The following is a 20,629-nucleotide window of genomic DNA, read 5'->3' as shown; positions in this document are numbered from 1 at the left end:
GGCGCGTTTGTCCGCCAGGTCAACCTTGGGTTGCCCGATAGCGGGCAATCTTGAATAATCGGCCAACTGAGAATTATTTGCAGATACTCATGACGCTTGCCTCCAACGATTACCCACGCATTCTTGCCATCGAGGACGACCCGGTTCTGGGCGCCTATGTTCACGAACATCTGGGGCGCAGCGGCTTTAAGGTGACCTGGTGCCAGAACGGTCAGGAAGGGCTGAACATCGCGCGTCGCCAGCCGTTCGATGTGGTGCTGATGGACATACTGTTGCCGGGGCTCGATGGCCTGAATGTGCTGACCCAATTGCGCCAGAGCCATTCGACGCCGGTGCTGCTGATGTCCGCCCTGGGTGCCGAGGCCGATCGCATCAGTGGCTTTCGCCTGGGGGCCGATGATTATCTGCCAAAGCCGTTCAGCATGGCCGAGCTGCACGTGCGCATCGAGGCGATTCTGCGGCGGGTGGCCCTTGATCGGCGCCCGGCGGCAGTTACTCCGTCGGTGGCCAGTGGCACGCTGCGCTTTGACGATGAACAGTGCGAGGTTTTCTATAACGCGCAAGCCGCCGGCCTGACCCGCAGCGAATACCGCCTGCTGGAAACCCTCAATCGCAACGATGAAGAAGTGTTGAGCAAGGCCTTCCTTTATCAGCATGTTCTGCAACGCGGTTACGCGGCCCACGACCGCAGCCTCGACATGCACATCAGCCAGATCCGCCGCAAACTCAAGGCCATCGGTTACCTCGAGCGTGAAGTGCGCACGGTGTGGGGCAAGGGCTACGTGCTGAGTGCGCCTGATGAAAATCTCTGACCTGCCGGGGCGGCATTCGCTGTTCTGGAAACTGGCGTGCCTGCTGGTGGCGTTCTGTCTGCTGATGATCTGGCTGAGCTGGTCCTGGGGCCGCTACATGGAGGAGCGCAACCAGTTTCTCTCCGACGAGGCGCGCGGCACGCTGAGCCGCTATGCCGCTGAAGCCGAACGAGCGTGGCAGCGCGGTGAGCGTGACGGGGTCGATAACTGGTTGCAGAGCATGGAGCTGCGCGAGGCGGGTTGGGTCGGAGCGATAGACCGCAATCTGCAGTCGTTGAGCAGCGATCCGCTGAGTGAACAGGAAATCCAGCACCTGACCTTTTTGCGCGGGCTCGACTGGCCGATCCACAAGCAGGGCCGGCCGTGGCTGCGGGTGCCGTTTCCTCAGGATCCATCTGCCGGCAGTCTGGTGATCGAGTTGCCCGAGCGTTTTCTGCCGGGTAAATACCGGGTGTTCTGGAGGGTGATCACCAACGGGGTGATTCCGGGGCTGTTCACCTTGCTGCTGTGCGTCGGCCTGTATCGCTTGCTGGTGGTGCCGCTGAACAATCTGCGCGAACAGGCCAATGCCTGGCGCGCCGATCAATTGAATGTGCGCCTGTCGAGCGGCATTACCGAGCGCCCGGACGAACTCGGCGAGCTGGCGCGGGCTTTCGACTCGATGTCCGAGCGCCTGCAATCCACTGTCGCCCTGCAACAGCAACTGCTGCGCGACCTGTCCCATGAACTGCGTACGCCACTGAGTCGATTGCGGGTGGCCAGTGAAAGCGAACAGGATCTGCGGCAACTGCGCGAGCGCATCGGCCGTGAAGTCGATGGCATGCAACGGCTGGTCGAGGACACCCTGCAACTGGCCTGGCTCGACACCGAGCGTGCACCGCTGCCGGACGAGGCGATCCAGATTCAGGCCCTGTGGGAAATGCTCACCGACAACGCCTGTTATGAAAGCGGCTGGCCGAGCCTGCAATTGCAGTGCGCGGTGCCGTCGTCGTGCTGGGTGCGCGGTAATCTCAATAGTTTGGCGCAGGCGCTGGAGAACATTCTGCGCAACGCCATTCGTCATTCGCCCGAGGGCGGCATCGTGCGCCTCGATGGACGGCGTGACGGCGATTACTGGCATCTGTGGCTGGAAGATCAGGGCGGCGGCGTGGCGGAAGCGGATCTGGAACGGATCTTCTCGCCGTTCACCCGCCTCGACGGCTCGCGCCCGGGGGATGGCGGGTTTGGGCTGGGGTTGAGCATTGCGAGGAATGCGGTGCAAAGGCAGGGTGGGATGTTGTGGGCGGAGAATGGTGGGGCAGGGTTGCGCTTGAATTTTCGGCTGATTGCCGATGACGGCGGCGTGACAGCTGACGCCTTCGCGAGCAAGCCCGCTCCCACAGTGGATGTGTGTCGTCCGCAGATTGTATAACCAACACCGTGACCTTCTGTGGGAGCGGGCTTGCTCGCGAAGGGGCCCTTCGATTCACCGCTGAACTCAAAAGTCGCACCACCGGTGCGACATTCATCTGCTTATTCCCAGAAACCATAAGCACCATACTTTGCGTGATATGGCCTGCGAACGTTTGCCGGTATGATAGGCGCCCCCGCACGTCTGGATTGCGAATACGCCATGACCCTGCAGTACCCAACCATCGCCGATTGCGTCGGCAACACTCCGCTGGTGCGTTTGCAGCGCCTGCCCGGTGCCACCAGCAACACCCTATTGCTCAAGCTCGAAGGGAACAACCCGGCGGGTTCGGTCAAGGATCGTCCGGCGCTGTCGATGATCACCCGTGCCGAACTGCGCGGGCAGATCCACGCGGGTGACACGCTGATCGAAGCGACCTCGGGCAACACCGGGATCGCCCTGGCCATGGCCGCCGCGATCAAGGGTTACAAGATGATCCTGATCATGCCGGACAACTCCAGCGCCGAGCGCAAGGCGGCGATGACCGCTTACGGTGCCGAACTGATTCTGGTCAGTCAGGAAGAGGGCATGGAAGGCGCTCGTGATCTCGCCCAGCGCATGGAAGCCGAAGGCCGTGGCAAGGTGCTCGATCAGTTCGCCAACGGCGATAATCCCGAGGCGCACTACACCACCACCGGCCCGGAAATCTGGCGTCAGACCCAGGGCACCATCACCCATTTCGTCAGTTCGATGGGCACCACCGGCACCATCATGGGCGTCTCGCGCTACTTGAAAGAGCAGAGCGACAGCGTGCAGATCATCGGCCTGCAACCGATGGAAGGCTCGGCCATTCCGGGCATCCGCCGCTGGCCGCAGGAATACCTGCCGAAGATCTATCAGGCCGACCGCGTCGACCGCATTGTCGACATGGCGCAAAGCGAAGCCGAGGACGTCACCCGGCGTCTGGCCCGCGAAGAAGGCATCTTTTGTGGCGTGTCCTCGGGCGGTGCGGTGGCAGCGATGCTGCGCCTGTCCAAGGAAGTTGAAAACGCGGTGATCGTCGCGATCATCTGCGACCGTGGCGACCGTTATCTGTCGACCGGCATTTTCGACGCGCCCAACTGATGGCCAAGCACGAGAGAGGCCTGCGCTTCCAGCCCACCGGCGGCAGCAAGGCCGCGCAAATCCCGACCGGCAAAAAACAGCGCTTGAACATCGAGCGCCTGGCCAATGACGGTCGCGGCATCGCGTTTTTCGAAGGCAAGACCTGGTTCGTCCTCGGCGCCCTCGCGGGTGAAGAAGTCGAGGCGCGGGTGCTCGGCACCCACGGCAAAGTGGTCGAGGCGCGCACCGAACGCGTGTTCAAGGCCAGCGAGTTGCGTCGCCCGGCAGCGTGTCAGCATGCCGGTCGCTGCGGCGGTTGCAGTGTTCAACACTTGCCCCACGCCGAACAGCTTGCCCTGAAACAGCGCATGCTCGCCGAGCAACTGTCGAAGGTCGCCGGGGTCGAACCTGAAGAATGGGCGGCGCCTTTGACCGGCCCGGAGTTCGGCTATCGCCGCCGCGCGCGGATCGCCGTGCGTTGGGACATGAAGGCGAAGAAACTCGAAGTGGGTTTCCGCGCCGCCGGCAGCCAGGACATCGTCGCCATCAACGAATGCCCGGTGCTGGTACAGCCCTTGCAACCGATCATGACCCGTTTGCCGGAGATGCTCCGTCGTTTGAGCAAACCGCAGGCGCTGGGGCATGTCGAGTTGTTCAGTGGTTCATCGCTGGCGGTGTTGCTGCGACACATGGCGCCACTGTCCGAAGCCGACCTGACGATCCTCAAGGATTTCTGCCAGTTCCATGCAGCACAACTGTGGCTGCATGGTGAAGGCGAGCCGCAGCCGGTGGATGCCACGCAGGCGCTGGGCTATCGCCTGGAGCAGTGGGATCTGGATCTGGCCTGGCGGCCGGGGGATTTCATCCAGGTCAACGCCGGGGTCAATGAGGCGATGGTCGCGCAGGCGCTGGACTGGCTGAAGCCGACCGGTGACGAGCGCGTGCTCGACCTGTTCTGCGGTCTGGGCAACTTCGCCTTGCCACTGGCCAAAAGCGTGCGTGAAGTGGTGGCGGTGGAGGGCGTGCAGACCATGGTCGACCGTGCCGCTGCCAACGCCGCTAGTAACAATTTGCATAACACAAAGTTTTTTCAAGCCGATTTATCCCAGCCTTTGACCGATGCTCAGTGGATCGGAAACGGCTTTTCTGCGGTACTCTTGGACCCACCGCGTGACGGTGCTTTCGAGGTGGTGCGCAAGCTCGCGACCCTGGGTGCCAAACGGTTGGTGTATGTGTCGTGCAACCCTGCAACTCTGGCGCGCGATACGGTCGAATTGATCAAGCAGGGCTACCGGTTAAAACGTGCCGGGATTCTCGATATGTTTCCTCAGACGGCGCATGTCGAGGCCATGGCGTTATTTGAAGCGAGCCAGGATGGCTCGTCTGAATCCGTCTGACCTGTCCGGGCGGCGCTCGCTTTAGCCCCGCGAGCGCATCCGGGCATTGGGGGTCAGCGATTTGACGCATTGAATCTGCGTCGTAGGGAAGGTAAAGCAGCATGGTACAGGTGAGAGCACACCAGCCGATCAACACTGACGGCAGTATCAATCTCGAGGCTTGGCTCGATCACGCGGTCAGTGTCGACATGGCGCTGGATCGCGAAGCCTTGAAAGAAGCCTGCGAGTTCGCTCGCGAGGCCGAACAGCAGTCCAACGCCGCGAAGAATCTGTGGGCCGAGGGCAGCGGCAGTTTCAGTACGGGACTTGAGATCGCCGAGATCCTCGCCGACCTCAAGCTCGACCAGGACTCGCTGGTCGCGGCGGTGCTGTATCGCGGCGTCCGCGAAGGCCAGATCGAACTCGCGGCGGTCAGCCAGCGCTTCGGTCCCGTCGTGGCCAAACTGATCGACGGCGTGCAGCGCATGGCGGCAATCAGTGCCAGCCTCAGCCCGCGCCAGTCGATGGTGATGGGCACCCAGGGCCAGGTGGAAAACCTGCGCAAGATGCTGGTGGCAATGGTCGACGACGTTCGCGTCGCGCTGATCAAACTGGCCGAACGTACCTGCGCAATCCGCGCGGTGAAAACCGCTGACGACGAAAAGCGCAACCGCGTCGCCCGGGAAGTCTTCGACATCTATGCGCCGCTCGCGCACCGACTCGGCATCGGTCATATCAAGTGGGAACTGGAGGACTTGTCCTTCCGTTACCTGGAACCCGATCAATACAAACAGATCGCCAAGCTGCTCCACGAGCGGCGGCTGGACCGTGAGCGGTTCATCGCCGACGTGATGACCCAGCTCAAGGACGAATTGCAGGCCACCGGCGTCGACGCCGACATCAGCGGCCGCGCCAAGCACATCTATTCGATCTGGCGCAAAATGCAGCGCAAGGGACTGGAATTCAGCCAGATCTACGACGTGCGCGCCGTGCGCGTGCTGGTGCCGGAAATGCGCGACTGCTACACCGCGCTCGGTATCGTCCACACCCTGTGGCGGCACATCCCGAAAGAATTCGACGACTACATCGCCAACCCGAAAGAGAACGGCTACCGCTCGCTGCACACGGCGGTAATCGGCCCGGAAGGCAAGGTCCTCGAAGTGCAGATCCGTACGCACTCGATGCACGAAGAGGCCGAGCTCGGCGTCTGCGCGCACTGGCGCTACAAGGGCACTGACGTCAAGTCCGGTTCCAACCACTACGAAGAGAAAATCTCCTGGCTGCGGCAGGTGCTCGAGTGGCACGAAGAGCTGGGCGATATCGGTGGCCTGGCCGAACAGTTGCGGGTCGATATCGAACCGGATCGGGTGTACATCTTCACCCCCGACGGTCACGCCATCGATTTGCCGAAAGGCGCGACGCCGCTGGACTTCGCCTACCGCGTGCACACTGAAATCGGTCACAACTGCCGTGGCGCGAAGATCAATGGGCGCATTGTGCCGCTCAACTACAGCCTGCAGACCGGTGAGCAGGTCGAGATCATCACCAGCAAGCACGGTACGCCGAGCCGCGACTGGCTGAACCCGAACCTGGGCTACGTCACCACCTCGCGGGCGCGGGCGAAGATCGTTCACTGGTTCAAGTTGCAGGCCCGTGACCAGAACGTTGCGGCCGGTAAAACCCTGATCGAACGCGAACTCAATCGCCTCGGTCTGCCGGCGGTGGATTTCGACAAGCTGGCCGAAAAGGCCAACATGAAAACCGCCGAAGACATGTTCGCCGCCCTCGGTGCCGGCGACCTGCGTCTGGCGCAACTGGTCAACCTGGCGCAGCAACTGGTCGAGCCGGAACGCGGCAACGAACAGCTGGAGCTGATCCCGCGCAAGGCCACCGGTTACAAACCGGGCAAGCGCGGCGATATCCAGATCCAGGGCGTCGGCAACCTGATGACGCAAATGGCTGGCTGCTGCCAGCCGCTGCCGGGCGACGCGATCGTCGGCTACATCACTCAGGGTCGCGGCGTGAGCATTCACCGTCAGGACTGTGCCTCGGTGCTGCAACTGGCCGGGCGCGAGCCGGAGCGGATCATCCAGGTCAGCTGGGGCCCGGTGCCGGTGCTCACCTATCCGGTGGACATCGTCATCCGCGCCTACGACCGTTCCGGTCTGCTGCGTGACGTCTCGCAGGTGCTGCTCAACGAGCGGATCAACGTGCTGGCGGTCAACACCCGCTCGAACAAGGAAGACAACACCGCGCTGATGTCGCTGACCATCGAGATTCCCGGGCTGGATGCGCTGGGGCGCTTGCTGGGACGGATTTCGCAGTTGCCGAACATCATCGAGACGCGGCGTAACCGTACTCCGTGAAGATGGCTTCGTTCGAATGTGGGAGCGGGCTTGCTCGCGAAGAGGGCGTGTCAGTCGATATTTACGCTGAATGACACACCGCATTCGCGAGCAAGCCCGCTCCCACATTGGTTTTGTGTAGAGGCATGACAGATGTATTCACTTGAAGACCTGCTCCACCTGATGAACCGCCTGCGCGACCCGCAGTTCGGTTGCCCGTGGGACATCAAGCAAACCTACGCGACCATCGTCCCGCATACCCTCGAAGAAGCCTATGAAGTGGCTGACGCCATTGAACGCGGCGACTTCGATCACTTGCAGGGCGAGCTGGGTGATCTTCTGTTCCAGGTGGTCTATTACAGCCAGTTGGCCCGGGAAGAAGGGCGCTTCGAATTTGCCGGAGTGATCGACAGCATCACTCGCAAGCTGATCCGCCGTCATCCGCACGTGTTCCCCACCGGCGATCTGTACGCGCCGCTGGATGTGCCACGGCTGAATGAAGAACAGGTCAAGCAGCGCTGGGAAGAGATCAAGGCCGAAGAACGCGCCGAGAAATCCGCCGCGCCCGAGCAGCTGTCACTGCTCGATGACGTGCCTGCCGCGTTGCCGGCACTGTCGCGTTCGGCCAAGTTGCAAAAACGTGCCGGGCAGGTCGGCTTCGACTGGCCGGATGCGCTACCGGTATTGGACAAGGTGCGCGAAGAGCTCGATGAAGTGCTCGAAGCCATGTCCGAAAACGATCCCGACGCGGTGGCTGACGAGATCGGTGATCTGCTGTTTTCCGTGGTCAATCTGGCCCGGCATCTCAAGGTCGATCCGGAAACCGCACTGCGCGGTGCCAACGCCAAGTTCGAACGACGTTTCCGATTTATCGAACAGGCATTGCGCGACACCCGTCGTCCCATGGAAGATTGCACCCTCGAAGAGTTGGATGCCCTGTGGGGTGAAGCCAAACGCCAGGAAAAGAATGTGCCCAGCTGCGGCTGAGCCGTTGCCCAAGTGAGTAAGCATTAATGAGCCTTTCCCTTCGCGACCAGTTGCTCAAAGCAGGCCTGGTCAACCAAAAGCAGGCCAAGCAGGTCAGCAAAGACAAGCAGAAGCAACAGCGTCTGGCCCACAAGGGGCAGGCCGAGCTGGATGATTCGCAGCAACGCGCCGCTCAGGAAGCCATGGCCGAGAAGGTCAAGCGCGACCAGGAGCTGAACCGTCAGCAGCAGGAGAAGGCCGAGGCCAAGGCCCGTGCCGCGCAGGTCAAGCAGTTGATCGAAGTGACGCGTCTGCCGAAGCTCAATACCGAGGACTACTACAACTTCGTTGACGACAAGAAGGTCAAGCGCATTTGCGTCAACACGCTGATGCGCAACAAGCTCAGCAATGGTTCGCTGGCGATCGTGCACCATGCCGGCGGCTACGAAGTGATCCCCCGTGAAGCGGCCCTGAAGATCCAGGAGCGTGATCCGCAGCGCATTGTGCAGCTCAACGTGCAGACCGAAGAGGTCGCAGCCGAGGATGATCCGTACGCGGCCTACCAGATCCCTGATGATCTGATGTGGTAAACCGATAAAGCTGTAACAACCCAAACTGTGGCGAGGGAGCAAGCTCCCTCGCCACAGGTTCAATATTCGCCTAAGCGGATTTCAGATCCCGTTGCTGTTCTTGCAGTTCGAGTTCGGCCTTGTAGTTGTGGGCGTCGATCTCGTTGTGGAACATGCCGACCAGCAAGTCTTGTTGATGCACATCCCAGATCCGTACACCGGCGGCTACGCCTTCATGGGACATGTGTGAATCGTCGCGTTCAGTTACTTTTACAGTCATCTGCTAGCTCCAAATCTCAAGTTATCTGCAGCAAGGCGTGTGCAGGACTCTTTTATATGATTTGTTAGCTTGCTAAGTAAACGCTTGATTTGTGCAAGGTGTTGTTGCGGTTTTTGCAACAGTGCTACAGCCCGCTAAATCCGCGACATTCGGTCGCAGGGCGGGAAGTTGCATGACAGAAGTTTCATTTTCAGGCGCACTGACATCCTCTGTGGGAGCGGGCTTGCTCGCGAAGGCGGTATGTCAGACAGACTGATGTCGACTGACACGACGCTTTCGCGAGCAAGCCCGCTCCCACAGGGTTTTGCGCTGTGGCTGCTGGTTTCAAACCGGCCAAAAAAAAACGCCCCGAACCAGTCGGGGCGTTTTCATGTGGAGCTCAGCAGCGGGGAATTACTTGCCTTCCCAGCGCTTCAGCACCAGCGTGGCGTTGGTGCCGCCGAAGCCGAAGCTGTTGCTCATCACGGTGTTGATGGTGGCGTTCTCGCGGGTCTTGGTCAGCACCGGCAGATCGGCCACTTCAGGGTCCAGCTCGTCGATGTTGGCGGAACCGGCGATGAAGTTGCCTTCCATCATCAGCATGCAGTAGATCGCTTCGTGAACGCCGGCGGCGCCCAGGGAGTGACCGGACAGGCTCTTGGTCGAGCTGATCGCTGGCGCCTTGTCGCCGAACACTTCACGCACACCTTTCATTTCCGCGACGTCGCCGACCGGAGTCGAGGTGCCGTGGGTGTTCAGGTAGTCGATCGGGGTGTCGACGGTGGACATTGCCATCTGCATGCAGCGGATCGCGCCTTCGCCACTTGGGGCAACCATGTCGTAGCCGTCGGACGTTGCGCCGTAGCCAACGATTTCGGCGTAGATCTTGGCGCCACGGGCCAGCGCGTGTTCCAGCTCTTCAACCACGACCATACCGCCACCGCCAGCGATGACGAAACCGTCACGGTCGGCGTCGTAGGCGCGGGAAGCTTGTTCCGGGGTGTCGTTGCGCTTGCTGGACAGGGCGCCCATCGCGTCGAACAGGAACGACTGGCTCCAGTGCTCTTCTTCACCGCCACCGGCGAAGACGATGTCCTGCTTGCCCATCTGGATCTGTTCCATGGCGGTACCGATGCAGTGAGCACTGGTGGCGCAGGCAGAGGCGATGGAGTAGTTCAGGCCCTTGATCTTGAACGGTGTGGCCAGGCACGCGGAAACGGTGCTGCTCATGGTCCGCGTTACACGGTATGGGCCGACGCGCTTCACGCCTTTCTCGCGCAGGATGTCCAGCGCTTCCATCTGGTTCAGGGTCGACGCGCCGCCGGAGCCGGCGATCAGGCCGGTACGCGGGTTGGACACTTGCTCTTCGGTCAGGCCGGAGTCAGCAATGGCGTCTTTCATGGCCAGGTAGGCGTAAGCCGCTGCGTGGCCGACGAAACGATAGATCTTGCGATCGATCAGTTCTTCAAGGTTGAGGTCGATGGAGCCGGAAACCTGGCTACGCAGACCCATTTCAGCATATTCCGGGTTGAACCGGATGCCAGGGCGGCTTGCACGCAGGTTAGCGGAGACGGTCTCTTTGTCATTGCCCAGGCACGAAACAATGCCCAGACCAGTGATAACGACGCGGCGCATGCGAATAACCCTTAGAAGTTGTCAGTGGAGGTGAAAACGCCGACGCGAAGGCCTTCGGCGGTGTAGATTTCGCGACCGTCGACAGTCACCGAACCATCGGCGATGGCCAGGTTCAGCTTGCCCTTGAGGACGCGTTTGATATGGATGTTGTAGGTGACTTTCTTGGCGGTCGGCAGGACCTGGCCGAAGAATTTCACTTCGCCCGAACCCAGCGCACGACCACGGCCCGGCAGGCCTTGCCAGCCGAGGAAGAAGCCGACCAGTTGCCACATGGCGTCCAGACCCAGGCAGCCCGGCATCACCGGATCGCCCTCGAAGTGGCACGCGAAGAACCACAGGTCAGGGTTGATATCCAGCTCGGCGACCAATTCACCTTTGCCGTACTTGCCGCCTTCTTCGCTGATCAGGGTGATGCGATCGACCATCAGCATGTTCGGGGCGGGCAGTTGCGCGTTACCTGGGCCGAACAGCTCACCGCGACTGCAGCGCAGCAGGTCTTCCCGAGTAAAGGCGTTTTGTTTGGTCATGCGAGCTCCTCAATAATCCCATGCGGCAGGTGGGGCAAATCTTCCCGGCCGATCGACGCGTTCATGCCTCGTACCGGCAGCCTACTCATAGACTATTGCGTTGTGGTGAAAGTCACAGCACCAAGGACATGAATGTACACTTGTGCACTGAAATTTTTATTCAAGCCTCTTTTGAGGCTCGTTCGGGTGCCTAAGACTGCCGCACTTTCGCTTTTCACGCCAGTCGCAGATGGTCGAAAAACCGTCACTACTGCACCCAGCGCTGCAGAATCTGTTGTAGGTCATTGCGTTTGAACGGCTTGGCCAGATAATCGTTCATGCCCGCCGAAAGGCAAGTTTCGCGGTCGCCCTGCAACGCGTTGGCGGTCAGCGCGATGATCGGCACCTCGCGGCGTCCGGGCAGTTGGCGGATCTGCCGGGTCGCCTCGTAGCCGTCGATGATCGGCAGCCGGCAATCCATCAGAATCACTTCGAAATCATTGCCTTCAGCGCTGCGCACCGCTTGCGCGCCATCGGTGGCGACGCTGACGGTAAAGCCCAGGCTGCGCAGCATCGCTTCGATGACGGTCTGGTTGACCGGATTGTCCTCCACCAGCAACACATTGCGCCCCTCGCCATGCCCGTTGCCATTGGCCGCGCGCGGCGCCGCCAGTGTCGGCAGCGTCTGCTTATATAGCGCCAGAGGGATTTCCAGGGTGAACACCGAACCCAGGCCTTCTTCGCTTTGCGCCCGCAACGTGCCGCCCATGCGTTCGGCCAGGGTGCGGGCGATCGGCAAACCGAGACCGGTGCCGCCATAGCGCCGGGAAATCGAACTGTCGGCCTGCTGGAAGGCGTTGAACATCAATTCCAGACTCTCAGACGAAATGCCGATGCCGCTGTCGCGCACCGAACAGGTGAACCACAGCAACTCGTGATCCAGCGACTGCCACTGTGCCTCGATGCTGACCCGGCCACGCTCGGTGAACTTCAAGGCGTTGCCCACCAGATTGACCAGAATCTGCCGGATCCGCGTCGGGTCGCCCTGCACCTGCAAGTCGCGCATGTCCTCGGGAATCTGCAGGTTCAGGGCGAGGCCACGTTGCACCGCGCTGTGCTGGAACGACTGGGCGCAAGCACCGATCAGGTCGGCGAGGTTGAACGGAATGTGCTCAAGCTCCAGCTCCGAGCGTTCGATCCGCGAGAAGTCGAGAATGTCGTTGATGACTTTCAGCAGGTGTTCGGTGGACTCGGATGCGAGCGCCGCGTACTCGATCTGCTCCTCGGTCATGTCGGTGGTTTCCAGCAACTGCAACATGCCCAGCACTCCGTTCATCGGTGTGCGCAGTTCATGGCTCATCATCGCCAGAAAATCGGATTTGGCGTTGTTGGCCTTTTCCGCTTCTTCACGGGTCTGGATCAGTTGCGCCATCGCCTGATGCTGTTCGCGGCTGGCCTGCTCCAGTGCCTGGGCGAGGTTGTTGATGTGCTGCGACAGGGCGCCCAACTCGGTGTCATCGACGATCGGCAGCGGGGTCTTGTAATCGCCTTGCTGAATCGCCTTGACCGCGTTGCCGATATCGCGGATCGGCGCCGACAGACTGCCGGCCAGACGCCGCGCCAGAACAAAGGTGAAGAGCAGGGCGAACAACGCCAGAATCCCGGCCTTGAGCAGAATTTCCTGTTGGCGCTGACTGAAGGCATCGTTGGACAGACCGACGATTACCCGGCCCAGGTAATCCTCGCTGGTCACGTTGTTGCTGGCTTTGGCGTCGTGGAAAAAATCGCTGTTGAGGGCGATTCGTTGCAGGCGCACCGGGGCCTGGAACACCTCGACCTGATGCGGGCGGTTGTGCGCGTCGGCGGCTTGTTCAACGTAGGCCAGAATCCGGTTGGCGCTGTCCTGCACTTCCAGAAAGCGTACGTTCGGTGTTGCGAGAGTCGCCTTGAGCAGGCTTTCCAGCACTTCGTTGTTGCCGGAAATCACCCCGTACTCGGTGGCGGGCGCCAGTTGATTGGCGATCAGTTGCCCGGTGTGATTGAGCTCCTGACGCAAATCCTGAATCCGCACGAAGGTAAAGAAACTGATCAGCAGCAGCGTGAGCAGCAGGGCCGGGCCGAGGCTGATCAATTGCGTGCGGGTGTTGATGTCCCAGCGGCGACGCAGATTCATGGGTGGCTTTCTCCTTCAGCCAACTGGCGGGCAACAGACGCTTCATCGATTGGCTCGATACCGAGGGAACGAGCGACCTGCACATTACTTGAGACTTTGAAACGATCGGGGTAGAGCGTGCGCGGCCACGTTGCCGGGGGGCGATCGAGCAACCGGTCAAGGATCGCCAGCCAGTCGGGCTGATCGCTGTAAGTACTGGCGAGGCTGCCGGCACGCACGAACGCCGCGTTCGGCCCGATCAGCGCCACTTGCCGGGAGTAGCTGCTGAGCAGCAGGTTTTTCGCGGTTTTCGGGTTGTACAGATCGGGATCGTCGAGGCCCAGCAACACGTCACTGTTTCTCAGCACGGTTTGCAACGGGCGACTGTCCTGGGTGTTGTCCCAACGCTGGCTGACGATTTGCAGGTTCAGCGGCGCAGCAGCCTGGTGCAGCTCCTTGAGCAGAAATTCGCTGTGCTGGTCGAACAGCACGCCAACCCGCCGCACCTGCGGCAGAATCCGCCGAATCAATTGCAGTTGGCGGCCCAGCGGCGGGTCGCTCCAGAGCAGACTCAAGTGCGGCGGTTGTGCGGCACCGAGGCGTTGCCGGGCTTGCAGGCGACTGATGCGCAACACCAGCGTCGCCGGCCCCTGAGACTCTTTCAGACGCCAGTCGAGGCTGGGCAGGTCGAGCAGAATCATCCGCAGATTGGCCGGCAACTTGCCCGGTGCCGGCAGGCTGGCCAGGGGCTGGAAACGTACGTTGTCGGTGGGGCGCAGCTCGCTCAACGCCTGGACGAAGGCCTGCACACCCGGACTTTCTTCGGCTCCGGTCAACAGAATGTCGGCGGCCTGCACCGCCACCCCGTGCAACCACGCGGTCAAAAACAGACACGCACCGGCCAGCCAGTGGCCCAGGGTTGGTGTCTTGTTTGCCGTGCCGAAGCGCACCTTAGAACTCCAGCTCGGCGCTGAAGTACAGCACCCGGCGTTCGTCGTAATTGTTGTCGACGAAAGTGGTCGGTTCGTTGTCGAGCCGTTGTTGCAGCACGCCGGCCAGTTGCAGTTGCGCCTTGCCCAGCGGGAGGCGTTTGGCGATGCGCGTGTCGACCCGTTCGAAGCGGTAGCCATTGAGCGCGTTGTCGCCGTAATAGAACAGGGCGCTGTTCCAGCCGTGGCCCCAATCGCGCAGCCAGCCGGCAGAACCGCTGTTGCGCGAGGTGAATTGCTGATCCAGCGGATTGCTCGCTTCGGCGTCGACGAAGGCGTAGGTGAAGCGCAGGCGGTCGATCATGCTCAGGCGCCAGTCGAGCTGGGTTTCGGTGCCGCGAAAGCGTGAGCTGTTGGCGTTGCTGGCGATGTATTGGTTGTTGCGCAGCGGCTCGCTGATCATCCCGGTGATTTCGTCGTAGAACAGCTTCACGTCCACGGCCAGCCCCAGCTCGGCGAAATAGCCGTTGTAGCCCAGTTCGCGCGAGCGCATGTGTTCCTGATCGAGATCGCCCGGGCCACGGGTCTTGACGAAGTAGCGCGCCGAGGACTGACCGTAGGCCGAGGGCCGCAGGTTACTCACCTGATAGCTCCAGTTGACGTTGTTCTCGAACATGTCCGGCGAACGGATCGCCTCCGAGTACACCGCACGCAGGCCATGGCGCGGGTTGATCAGATAATTGACCGCAAATCTGGGCGTCAGCGAACTGCCGATCAGTTGGGTGTTTTCGAACATTGCGCCGCCCTGCAACAGCCAATGTTCGCTGGCGCGCCACTCCAGTTGGCCGAACGCGCGCCAGGTGGTGTCGTCCAGTGTGCCGTTGAAGTAGGTTTCGGAATCGGCCCGGTCATAACGATAGTTCATGCCGCTGACCAGCCGCAGGCTGTCGGACAGGCTGAGGGTGTCCTGCAATTCCAGATCGTAGCGCGACTCGCGGGCACTTTGGTCGATGTCGCCACACAGGGTCTGGCTGGCACCGTTGCGCCATTGGTCGAGCACCTGATTGGCCAGGGCCATTTCCTGTGGCGTTCCGGCTTCCGGGCCGGGGCCGGTGAAACGGGTGATGTTGCGCGCCAGGCGTTCGGTGTAGTTCGGATTGAGTTGCCACAGCTGCGTCAGCTGCGGGCTGAACGACACTTCGGCATCACAGGCGCGCCACACCTGCTGGCGATCCCAGTGCTGGGCCGAACCTTGTATATAAAGGCTATGCTCGGGATTGATGTCGAGATTCCAGCGCAGCGAGCCGGCGTAGTCCTTGGCGATCACGTCGGAATTGTTCCCGGCAGCGGTAATCCCCGAGAACACCGGGCGGTAGGTGTAGGGCCGCTGGTTACTGCCGTCCTTCGCGTTGATCTGCCAGTCGAGGCTCTGGTTGTCGCTCAAGGTCTGGCTGACGGCGAGGCTGAAGCGGTTCAAGCGGCGGCTGTCACGGTAATCGGCGCCGGTGCGGTCGCTGTCGAAGCCATCGTCTTCCTGGCCGGACAGCGACAGACGCAGATCGCCGCCATTCCACCCCGTGCCCTGGCTGGCATAGAAGTCGTTGATGCCGCGCTGGCCTCGGGTGACCTTCAGGCGCGTGCCGTGGCTGTCCGCCGGGTTGCGGGTGATGATGTTGACCACCGCCATCAGCGCGTTGGCGCCGTAGCTGACGGTGTTCGGCCCCCGAAAAACCTCGATGCGTTCGATGTCTTCCATGGCCACCGGAATGTCGCTCCAATCCACCGTGGCCAGGCCTGCGCGGTACACCGAGCGGCCATCGATCAGCACCTGCATGCGCCGCGCTTCGCTGGCATTGGTCCCGTGATAGTTGACCGCCGCCTGATTGCCGCTGATGTTGCCGACCATCATCCCCGGCACCAGTCGCAGCAACTCGCTGATGTCCCGCGCGCCACTGGCACTGATCAGCTCACTGTCGATGACGGTCATGCTCCCCGGCACTTCCGCCGGCGTCTGTTTCAGGCGCGTGGCCGTCAGCACCTGCGGCAGCGTTTCGCTGTCGACAAACAGGTCGTCCGCCTGCAACACCGGGCTGAACAACAGCGCCAGCAACAGCGACGAACGCGAAGGGGCAGAGGCAAAAGACACAACACAGCCTTGATCACAAAGAATTGGCGCGCATGTTAACCGAGGACAGTGACTTTTCCAGTCACGATGCGGGCATTTTCCTCGGTTTTATTGGTCTTCTTCCTACAAGTGCCGGTAATTGACGCAGGGGCTGGCCGCGCTTCGGTCGCCCCGTATAATGCCGGCATCGCCACTGGTATGGATTAACGGATTGCATATGACTGAACAGCGCCCGATTGCGGTCCTGGGAGGCGGAAGTTTTGGTACCGCCGTGGCTAATCTCTTGGCCGAGAACGGCCATCAAGTCCGGCAGTGGATGCGTGACCCCGAGCAGGCCGAGGCCATCCGGGTCAACCGCGAGAACCCGCGTTACCTCAAGGGCATCAAGATTCTGCCGGGGGTGACTGCCGTCACTGATCTGCAGGAAACCCTCGACGCCTGCGAGCTGTGCTTCGTTGCGCTGCCCTCGAGCGCATTGCGCACGGTACTGGCCGCCCACGCCGAGCGCCTGAGCGGCAAGATGCTGGTCAGCCTGACCAAGGGCATCGAAGCCCACACTTTCAAACTGATGAGCCAGATCCTCGAAGAAATCGCCCCGCAGGCGCGCATTGGCGTGCTGTCCGGGCCGAACCTGGCGCGGGAGATCGCCGAGCATGCGCTGACCGCCACCGTGGTCGCCAGCGAGGACGAAGATTTGTGCAAACAGGTGCAGGCGGCGCTGCACGGTCGCACCTTCCGCGTTTACGCCAGTGCTGACCGATTCGGCGTCGAGCTGGGCGGCGCACTGAAAAACGTCTACGCAATCATCGCCGGCATGGCGGTGGCGCTGGAGATGGGCGAGAACACCAAGAGCATGCTGATCACCCGCGCACTGGCCGAGATGACGCGTTTTGCAGTGAATCAGGGCGCCAACCCGATGACTTTCCTCGGTCTGGCCGGGGTAGGGGATTTGATCGTGACCTGCTCGTCGCCGAAGAGCCGCAACTATCAGGTCGGGTTTGCCCTCGGTCAGGGCTTGAGCCTTGACGAAGCAGTGTCGCGCCTGGGCGAAGTGGCCGAAGGCGTGAACACCCTGAAGGTGCTCAAGGCCAAGTCCCAGGAGGTGGGCGTGTACATGCCGCTGGTCGCCGGGCTGCATGCGATCCTGTTTGAGGGGCGCACGCTGGAGCAGGTGATCGGTCTACTGATGCGGGCCGAGCCGAAAACCGACGTCGACTTTATTTCCACCAGCGGTTTCAACTGATTCAACAGGAAGCGAGCCATGAACGATCCGAAAACCGAAGCCAAGTACGAATCCATTCTCCTGCGGGTGCTGTGGATGATCGTCTATGTGCTGGTCTGGCAAGTGGCGCAGTTCATCCTCGGCGCCGTGGTGCTGGTGCAACTGATCTATCGTTTGATTTATGGCGCGCCGAGCGCCGGCCTGATGAATTTCGGCGACAGCCTGAGTCAGTTTTTGGCGCAGATCGGCCGTTTCGGCAGCTTTCACAGCGACCAGAAACCCTGGCCGTTCGCCGACTGGCCAACCCCGCGTACTCCTGAAGGCGAAGCACCGCACGCCGTGCCGCCAGCGCCGCACCCGGCCCGCGATGAGGAACCCAAGCTATGAAACTCTGGGTGTTGCGTCACGGTGAAGCGGTGCCTTATGGCTCGTGCCCTGACTCCGAGCGGGAACTGACCGATCACGGTCGTCAAGAAGCCTTGAAGAGTGCGGCCCGGCTGATTGGTCAGCCGCTCACGGCGATCTACGCCAGTCCTTACCTGCGTGCGCAACAGACCGCACAGATTGTCCGCGAAGCCCTGGGTTTCGAGCCGGAGATTCGCACGGTCGGCTGGCTGACGCCGGAGAACGATCCGGACAAGGTGGCGGATCAACTGGTGTCGGTGAGTGATGTGCTGCTGGTCAGTCACAACCCGTTGGTGGGCAATCTGCTGAGCTATCTGCAGCATGGCGCCGGGTATCCGCCGGAGAAGGTCGGCACTGCTGGTCTGGCTGAGCTGGAAAGCCCTGAACTGCTGATCGGCTCGATGACCCTCAACAGCCTCAAGCATCCCTGACGCTGATTCCTTGTGGGAGCGGGCTTGCTCGCGAATGCGCTGTGTCAGTCACTGTAAATGTCACTGATAGACCGCATTCGCGAGCAAGCCCGCTCCCACAGGGCCCTCATTTTCAGCTGAAATTATTTGTTGGAATTTTCCAACCAAGCACTTGCTTGGTTGACTACGCTTGCTCCAGACCAAAAAAACAGGAGCGAGTCGCATGTCTGCCGCATTCCGTTTGCCGCTGGACGTGTTTTACGAGCGTGAGGCCCGGCACCCGCGCCAGCGTTTTCTGGTGCAGCCCATCGGCGGCGGGCAGGTCGAGACCCTGACCTGGGCCGATGTCGGTCATCAGGCCCGTTGCGCCGCGCACTGGCTGCGCGCGCGGGAATTGCCGCAAGGCAGCCACATCGCGCTGATCTCGAAAAACTGCGCGCACTGGATCATCGCCGACCTGGCGATCTGGATGGCCGGGCACGTCTCGGTGCCGCTGTATCCCAACCTCACGGCAGACTCGGTGAATCAGGTTCTGACGCATTCGGAAAGCGTGCTGGCGTTCATCGGCAAACTCGATGACTGGCCGGGCATGTCGACCGGTGTACCGGCGGATTTGCCAACCATCAGTCTGCCGCTGCATCCGCCGGGCGACTTCGCTTTCAGTTGGGACGACCTGCAACGCAGCTCGCCGATCCAGGACGATCCGCGCCCGGCTGCCGAGCAACTGGCGACGATCATTTACACCTCCGGCACCACCGGCCAGCCCAAAGGCGTGATGCATAGCTTCGCCAATCTCGGTTTCGCCACGACCCACGGCACCCGGTTGTTCGGGCTCAATGAGCATGACCGGCTGCTGTCCTACCTGCCGCTGTGTCATGTCGCCGAACGGATGTTCGTCGAGCTGGCGTCGATCTACACCGGGCAAACCGTGTTCTTTGCCGAAAGTCTCGACACCTTTATCACCGACCTCAAGCGTGCACGACCTACCGCGATGTTCGGCGTGCCGAGAATCTGGACCAAATTCCAGATGGGGGTGTACGGCAAGATTCCGGCTAAACGCCTGGATTTCCTCCTTGGTCTGCCATTCATTGGCAAACGGGTCGGGAGCAAGGTGTTGGCGGGTCTGGGGCTGGATGCCTTGCGCGTGGCGCTGTCCGGCGCGGCACCGGTGCCGCAGACCCTGCTCGACTGGTATCAGAAACTCGGCCTCGATGTGCTGGAGGTCTACGGCATGACCGAGAGTTGTGGCTACTCGCACATCTGCCTGCCGGGCCAGTACAAACAGGGTTGGATCGGCAAGCCGTGCCCGGAGGTCGAGGTGCGGATCGACGAGTCCGGAGAGGTGCAGGTGCGCAGTCAGGCAAACATGCTCGGCTATTTCAAGGAACCGCAGAAAACCGCCGAAACCCTGACCGAGGACGGCTTTCTGCGTACTGGCGACAAGGGCGAACAGGATGCCGAGGGCCGCTTGCGCCTGACCGGGCGACTCAAGGAAATCTTCAAGACCAGCAAAGGCAAATATGTGGCCCCGGCGCCAATTGAAAACCGTCTGGCGGTGCATTCGCGAATCGAGCAGGTCTGCGTGGTTGGCGATGGTCTGAGTGCGCCGCTGGGCTTGTGTGTACTGTCGGTGGTCAATCAGGAGGAAGCGCGGGGCAGTCTGCATTCGAGTCTGGAAAAGCTGCTGGAAGAGGTCAACGCCGGGCTCGACAAGCACGAGCGTCTGCGGCGGCTGGTGGTGGTCAAGGACAGCTGGGCGGTGGAGAACGGCTTTCTTACACCGACGTTGAAGATCAAGCGCAACGTCATCGAAGACACCTACGGTGCGCGGTTTGAGGAATGGAGCGCGCGCAGTGAGGCGGTGCTGTGGCAGGATTGAGCGACGATCAAAACAACAAAGGAAGCCTGCGATGACCTTGTGGCGCACCACTCCGAACATCGAGCAGTTGAATGCAATCCAGAAAAACACCATCGGCGAAGTGCTGGATATCCGGTTTGAAGCCTTCGACGAAGCGTCGCTGACGGCGAGCATGGTCATCGACCACCGCACCCATCAACCCTACGGTCTGCTGCATGGCGGCGCCTCGGTGGTGCTGGCGGAAACCGTTGGCTCGATGGCCAGTTACCTGTGCATCGATGCGAGCAAGTTCTACTGCGTGGGGCTGGAGATCAACGCCAACCATTTGCGCGGCTTGCGCAGCGGGCGGGTGACTGCAGTGGCCACGCCAATTCACATCGGTCGCACCACCCACGTCTGGGATATCCGCCTGACCAGTGATGAAGGCAAGGCCAGTTGTGTGTCGCGGTTGACCATGGCGGTGGTGCCATTGGGCGAGCAGCCGCCGGCGCGCTGAGGTTCGATGTGCCCATAGCCATGACCGGACTGTCATCATTCCTGGCAGTTACGGTCATTGCTGTGGGGCG

The 20,629-nt window shown here is 61.3% G+C and carries 18 protein-coding genes; 12 read left to right on the top strand and 6 right to left on the bottom strand.

The window, feature by feature from the left end; all coding sequences use genetic code 11:
• Positions 1-89: 89 nt before the first annotated feature.
• From NTD85_RS05525 to NTD85_RS05495, 7 genes are all read left to right on the top strand, one after another.
• Positions 90-812, top strand: coding sequence for a response regulator transcription factor (locus tag NTD85_RS05525; protein ID WP_262141629.1), 723 nt, complete (start codon positions 90-92; stop codon positions 810-812).
• Positions 799-2,223: a sensor histidine kinase gene (locus NTD85_RS05520; RefSeq protein WP_262141628.1), complete on the top strand. Its 1,425-nt coding sequence runs from the start codon at positions 799-801 to the stop codon at positions 2,221-2,223. Before NTD85_RS05525 ends, NTD85_RS05520 begins: the two co-directional genes overlap by 14 nt.
• A 201-nt stretch (positions 2,224-2,424) precedes the next feature.
• Positions 2,425-3,327 carry a cysteine synthase CysM gene (gene cysM / locus NTD85_RS05515; protein ID WP_027612303.1) on the top strand — a complete coding sequence of 301 codons (903 nt, stop codon included), beginning with the start codon at positions 2,425-2,427 and terminating at the stop codon, positions 3,325-3,327.
• Positions 3,327-4,703: a 23S rRNA (uracil(1939)-C(5))-methyltransferase RlmD gene (gene rlmD / locus NTD85_RS05510; protein WP_262141627.1), complete on the top strand. Its 1,377-nt coding sequence runs from the start codon at positions 3,327-3,329 to the stop codon at positions 4,701-4,703. The genes cysM and rlmD overlap by 1 nt, the downstream gene beginning before the upstream one ends.
• 101 nt (positions 4,704-4,804) lie before the next feature.
• Positions 4,805-7,048 carry a GTP diphosphokinase gene (gene relA, locus NTD85_RS05505; protein ID WP_003227159.1) on the top strand — a complete coding sequence of 748 codons (2,244 nt, stop codon included), beginning with the start codon at positions 4,805-4,807 and terminating at the stop codon, positions 7,046-7,048.
• A 132-nt stretch (positions 7,049-7,180) separates the two neighbouring features.
• Positions 7,181-8,014 (top strand): nucleoside triphosphate pyrophosphohydrolase, encoded by an 834-nt coding sequence (gene mazG / locus NTD85_RS05500; RefSeq protein WP_262141626.1) that lies wholly within the window; start codon positions 7,181-7,183, stop codon positions 8,012-8,014.
• A 26-nt stretch (positions 8,015-8,040) separates the two neighbouring features.
• Positions 8,041-8,583, top strand: a complete 543-nt coding sequence (locus NTD85_RS05495) for a DUF2058 domain-containing protein (RefSeq protein ID WP_003227155.1) — start codon at positions 8,041-8,043, stop codon at positions 8,581-8,583.
• A 70-nt stretch (positions 8,584-8,653) separates the two neighbouring features.
• Here the strand turns inward: NTD85_RS05495 and NTD85_RS05490 are convergent, their stop codons facing one another.
• The 6 genes from NTD85_RS05490 to NTD85_RS05465 all read right to left on the bottom strand — a co-directional run bounded on the left by NTD85_RS05490 (position 8,654) and on the right by NTD85_RS05465 (position 16,189).
• Positions 8,654-8,842: a hypothetical protein gene (locus tag NTD85_RS05490; protein ID WP_003227153.1), complete on the bottom strand. Its 189-nt coding sequence runs from the start codon at positions 8,840-8,842 to the stop codon at positions 8,654-8,656.
• 393 nt (positions 8,843-9,235) lie between these two features.
• Positions 9,236-10,456 carry a beta-ketoacyl-ACP synthase I gene (gene fabB / locus NTD85_RS05485; RefSeq protein WP_003227152.1) on the bottom strand — a complete coding sequence of 407 codons (1,221 nt, stop codon included), beginning with the start codon at positions 10,454-10,456 and terminating at the stop codon, positions 9,236-9,238.
• Between the two features lie 11 nt (positions 10,457-10,467).
• Positions 10,468-10,983, bottom strand: coding sequence for a 3-hydroxyacyl-[acyl-carrier-protein] dehydratase FabA (gene fabA, locus NTD85_RS05480; RefSeq protein ID WP_003227150.1), 516 nt, complete (start codon positions 10,981-10,983; stop codon positions 10,468-10,470).
• 247 nt (positions 10,984-11,230) lie between these two features.
• On the bottom strand, positions 11,231-13,135 hold the full coding sequence (locus NTD85_RS05475) for a response regulator (protein WP_003227145.1): 1,905 nt from the start codon (positions 13,133-13,135) through the stop codon (positions 11,231-11,233).
• Positions 13,132-14,064, bottom strand: coding sequence for an ABC transporter substrate-binding protein (locus tag NTD85_RS05470; protein WP_262141625.1), 933 nt, complete (start codon positions 14,062-14,064; stop codon positions 13,132-13,134). Before NTD85_RS05470 ends, NTD85_RS05475 begins: the two co-directional genes overlap by 4 nt.
• Position 14,065: 1 nt before the next feature.
• Positions 14,066-16,189, bottom strand: coding sequence for a TonB-dependent receptor plug domain-containing protein (locus NTD85_RS05465; RefSeq protein WP_262141624.1), 2,124 nt, complete (start codon positions 16,187-16,189; stop codon positions 14,066-14,068).
• A gap of 196 nt (positions 16,190-16,385) precedes the next feature.
• Here NTD85_RS05465 and NTD85_RS05460 point away from each other — a divergent pair, with 196 nt between their 5' ends.
• The 5 genes from NTD85_RS05460 (at position 16,386) to NTD85_RS05440 (ending at position 20,559) form a co-directional block, all read left to right on the top strand.
• Positions 16,386-17,411: an NAD(P)H-dependent glycerol-3-phosphate dehydrogenase gene (locus tag NTD85_RS05460; RefSeq protein WP_103485468.1), complete on the top strand. Its 1,026-nt coding sequence runs from the start codon at positions 16,386-16,388 to the stop codon at positions 17,409-17,411.
• Between the two features lie 18 nt (positions 17,412-17,429).
• Entirely contained in the window at positions 17,430-17,777 is a 348-nt protein-coding gene (locus tag NTD85_RS05455; protein ID WP_003227139.1) for a DUF4389 domain-containing protein, read from the top strand.
• The gene (gene sixA, locus NTD85_RS05450; protein ID WP_103522003.1) at positions 17,774-18,226 is read left to right on the top strand and encodes a phosphohistidine phosphatase SixA; all 453 of its coding nucleotides are present in this window, start codon (positions 17,774-17,776) and stop codon (positions 18,224-18,226) included. Before NTD85_RS05455 ends, sixA begins: the two co-directional genes overlap by 4 nt.
• A 202-nt stretch (positions 18,227-18,428) precedes the next feature.
• Complete coding sequence (locus NTD85_RS05445; RefSeq protein ID WP_262141623.1) at positions 18,429-20,084, top strand: AMP-binding protein; 1,656 nt, start codon at positions 18,429-18,431, stop codon at positions 20,082-20,084.
• Positions 20,085-20,115: 31 nt separating this feature from the next.
• A complete protein-coding gene (locus NTD85_RS05440) occupies positions 20,116-20,559 on the top strand; it encodes a hotdog fold thioesterase (protein ID WP_003227133.1) in 444 nt (147 codons plus the stop codon).
• Positions 20,560-20,629: the final 70 nt, after the last annotated feature.

It is taken from the genome of Pseudomonas sp. 13B_3.2_Bac1 (assembly GCF_025466205.1).
Lineage (GTDB): Bacteria > Pseudomonadota > Gammaproteobacteria > Pseudomonadales > Pseudomonadaceae > Aquipseudomonas > Aquipseudomonas fluorescens_H.
The sequence above is the reverse complement of the archived record's forward strand: the minus strand, read 5'-3'. Positions and strand labels throughout refer to the sequence as shown.

Bases quoted from the DNA above. Each gene is read 5' to 3' on its own strand.
- NTD85_RS05525 (WP_262141629.1), top strand. From the start codon at position 90: ATGACGCTTGCCTCCAACGATTACCCACGCATTCTTGCCATCGAGGAC.
- NTD85_RS05520 (WP_262141628.1), top strand. From the start codon at position 799: ATGAAAATCTCTGACCTGCCGGGGCGGCATTCGCTGTTCTGGAAACTG.
- cysM (WP_027612303.1), top strand. From the start codon at position 2,425: ATGACCCTGCAGTACCCAACCATCGCCGATTGCGTCGGCAACACTCCG.
- rlmD (WP_262141627.1), top strand. From the start codon at position 3,327: ATGGCCAAGCACGAGAGAGGCCTGCGCTTCCAGCCCACCGGCGGCAGC.
- relA (WP_003227159.1), top strand. From the start codon at position 4,805: ATGGTACAGGTGAGAGCACACCAGCCGATCAACACTGACGGCAGTATC.
- mazG (WP_262141626.1), top strand. From the start codon at position 7,181: ATGTATTCACTTGAAGACCTGCTCCACCTGATGAACCGCCTGCGCGAC.
- NTD85_RS05495 (WP_003227155.1), top strand. From the start codon at position 8,041: ATGAGCCTTTCCCTTCGCGACCAGTTGCTCAAAGCAGGCCTGGTCAAC.
- NTD85_RS05490 (WP_003227153.1), bottom strand. From the start codon at position 8,842: ATGACTGTAAAAGTAACTGAACGCGACGATTCACACATGTCCCATGAA.
- fabB (WP_003227152.1), bottom strand. From the start codon at position 10,456: ATGCGCCGCGTCGTTATCACTGGTCTGGGCATTGTTTCGTGCCTGGGC.
- fabA (WP_003227150.1), bottom strand. From the start codon at position 10,983: ATGACCAAACAAAACGCCTTTACTCGGGAAGACCTGCTGCGCTGCAGT.
- NTD85_RS05475 (WP_003227145.1), bottom strand. From the start codon at position 13,135: ATGAATCTGCGTCGCCGCTGGGACATCAACACCCGCACGCAATTGATC.
- NTD85_RS05460 (WP_103485468.1), top strand. From the start codon at position 16,386: ATGACTGAACAGCGCCCGATTGCGGTCCTGGGAGGCGGAAGTTTTGGT.
- NTD85_RS05455 (WP_003227139.1), top strand. From the start codon at position 17,430: ATGAACGATCCGAAAACCGAAGCCAAGTACGAATCCATTCTCCTGCGG.
- sixA (WP_103522003.1), top strand. From the start codon at position 17,774: ATGAAACTCTGGGTGTTGCGTCACGGTGAAGCGGTGCCTTATGGCTCG.
- NTD85_RS05445 (WP_262141623.1), top strand. From the start codon at position 18,429: ATGTCTGCCGCATTCCGTTTGCCGCTGGACGTGTTTTACGAGCGTGAG.
- NTD85_RS05440 (WP_003227133.1), top strand. From the start codon at position 20,116: ATGACCTTGTGGCGCACCACTCCGAACATCGAGCAGTTGAATGCAATC.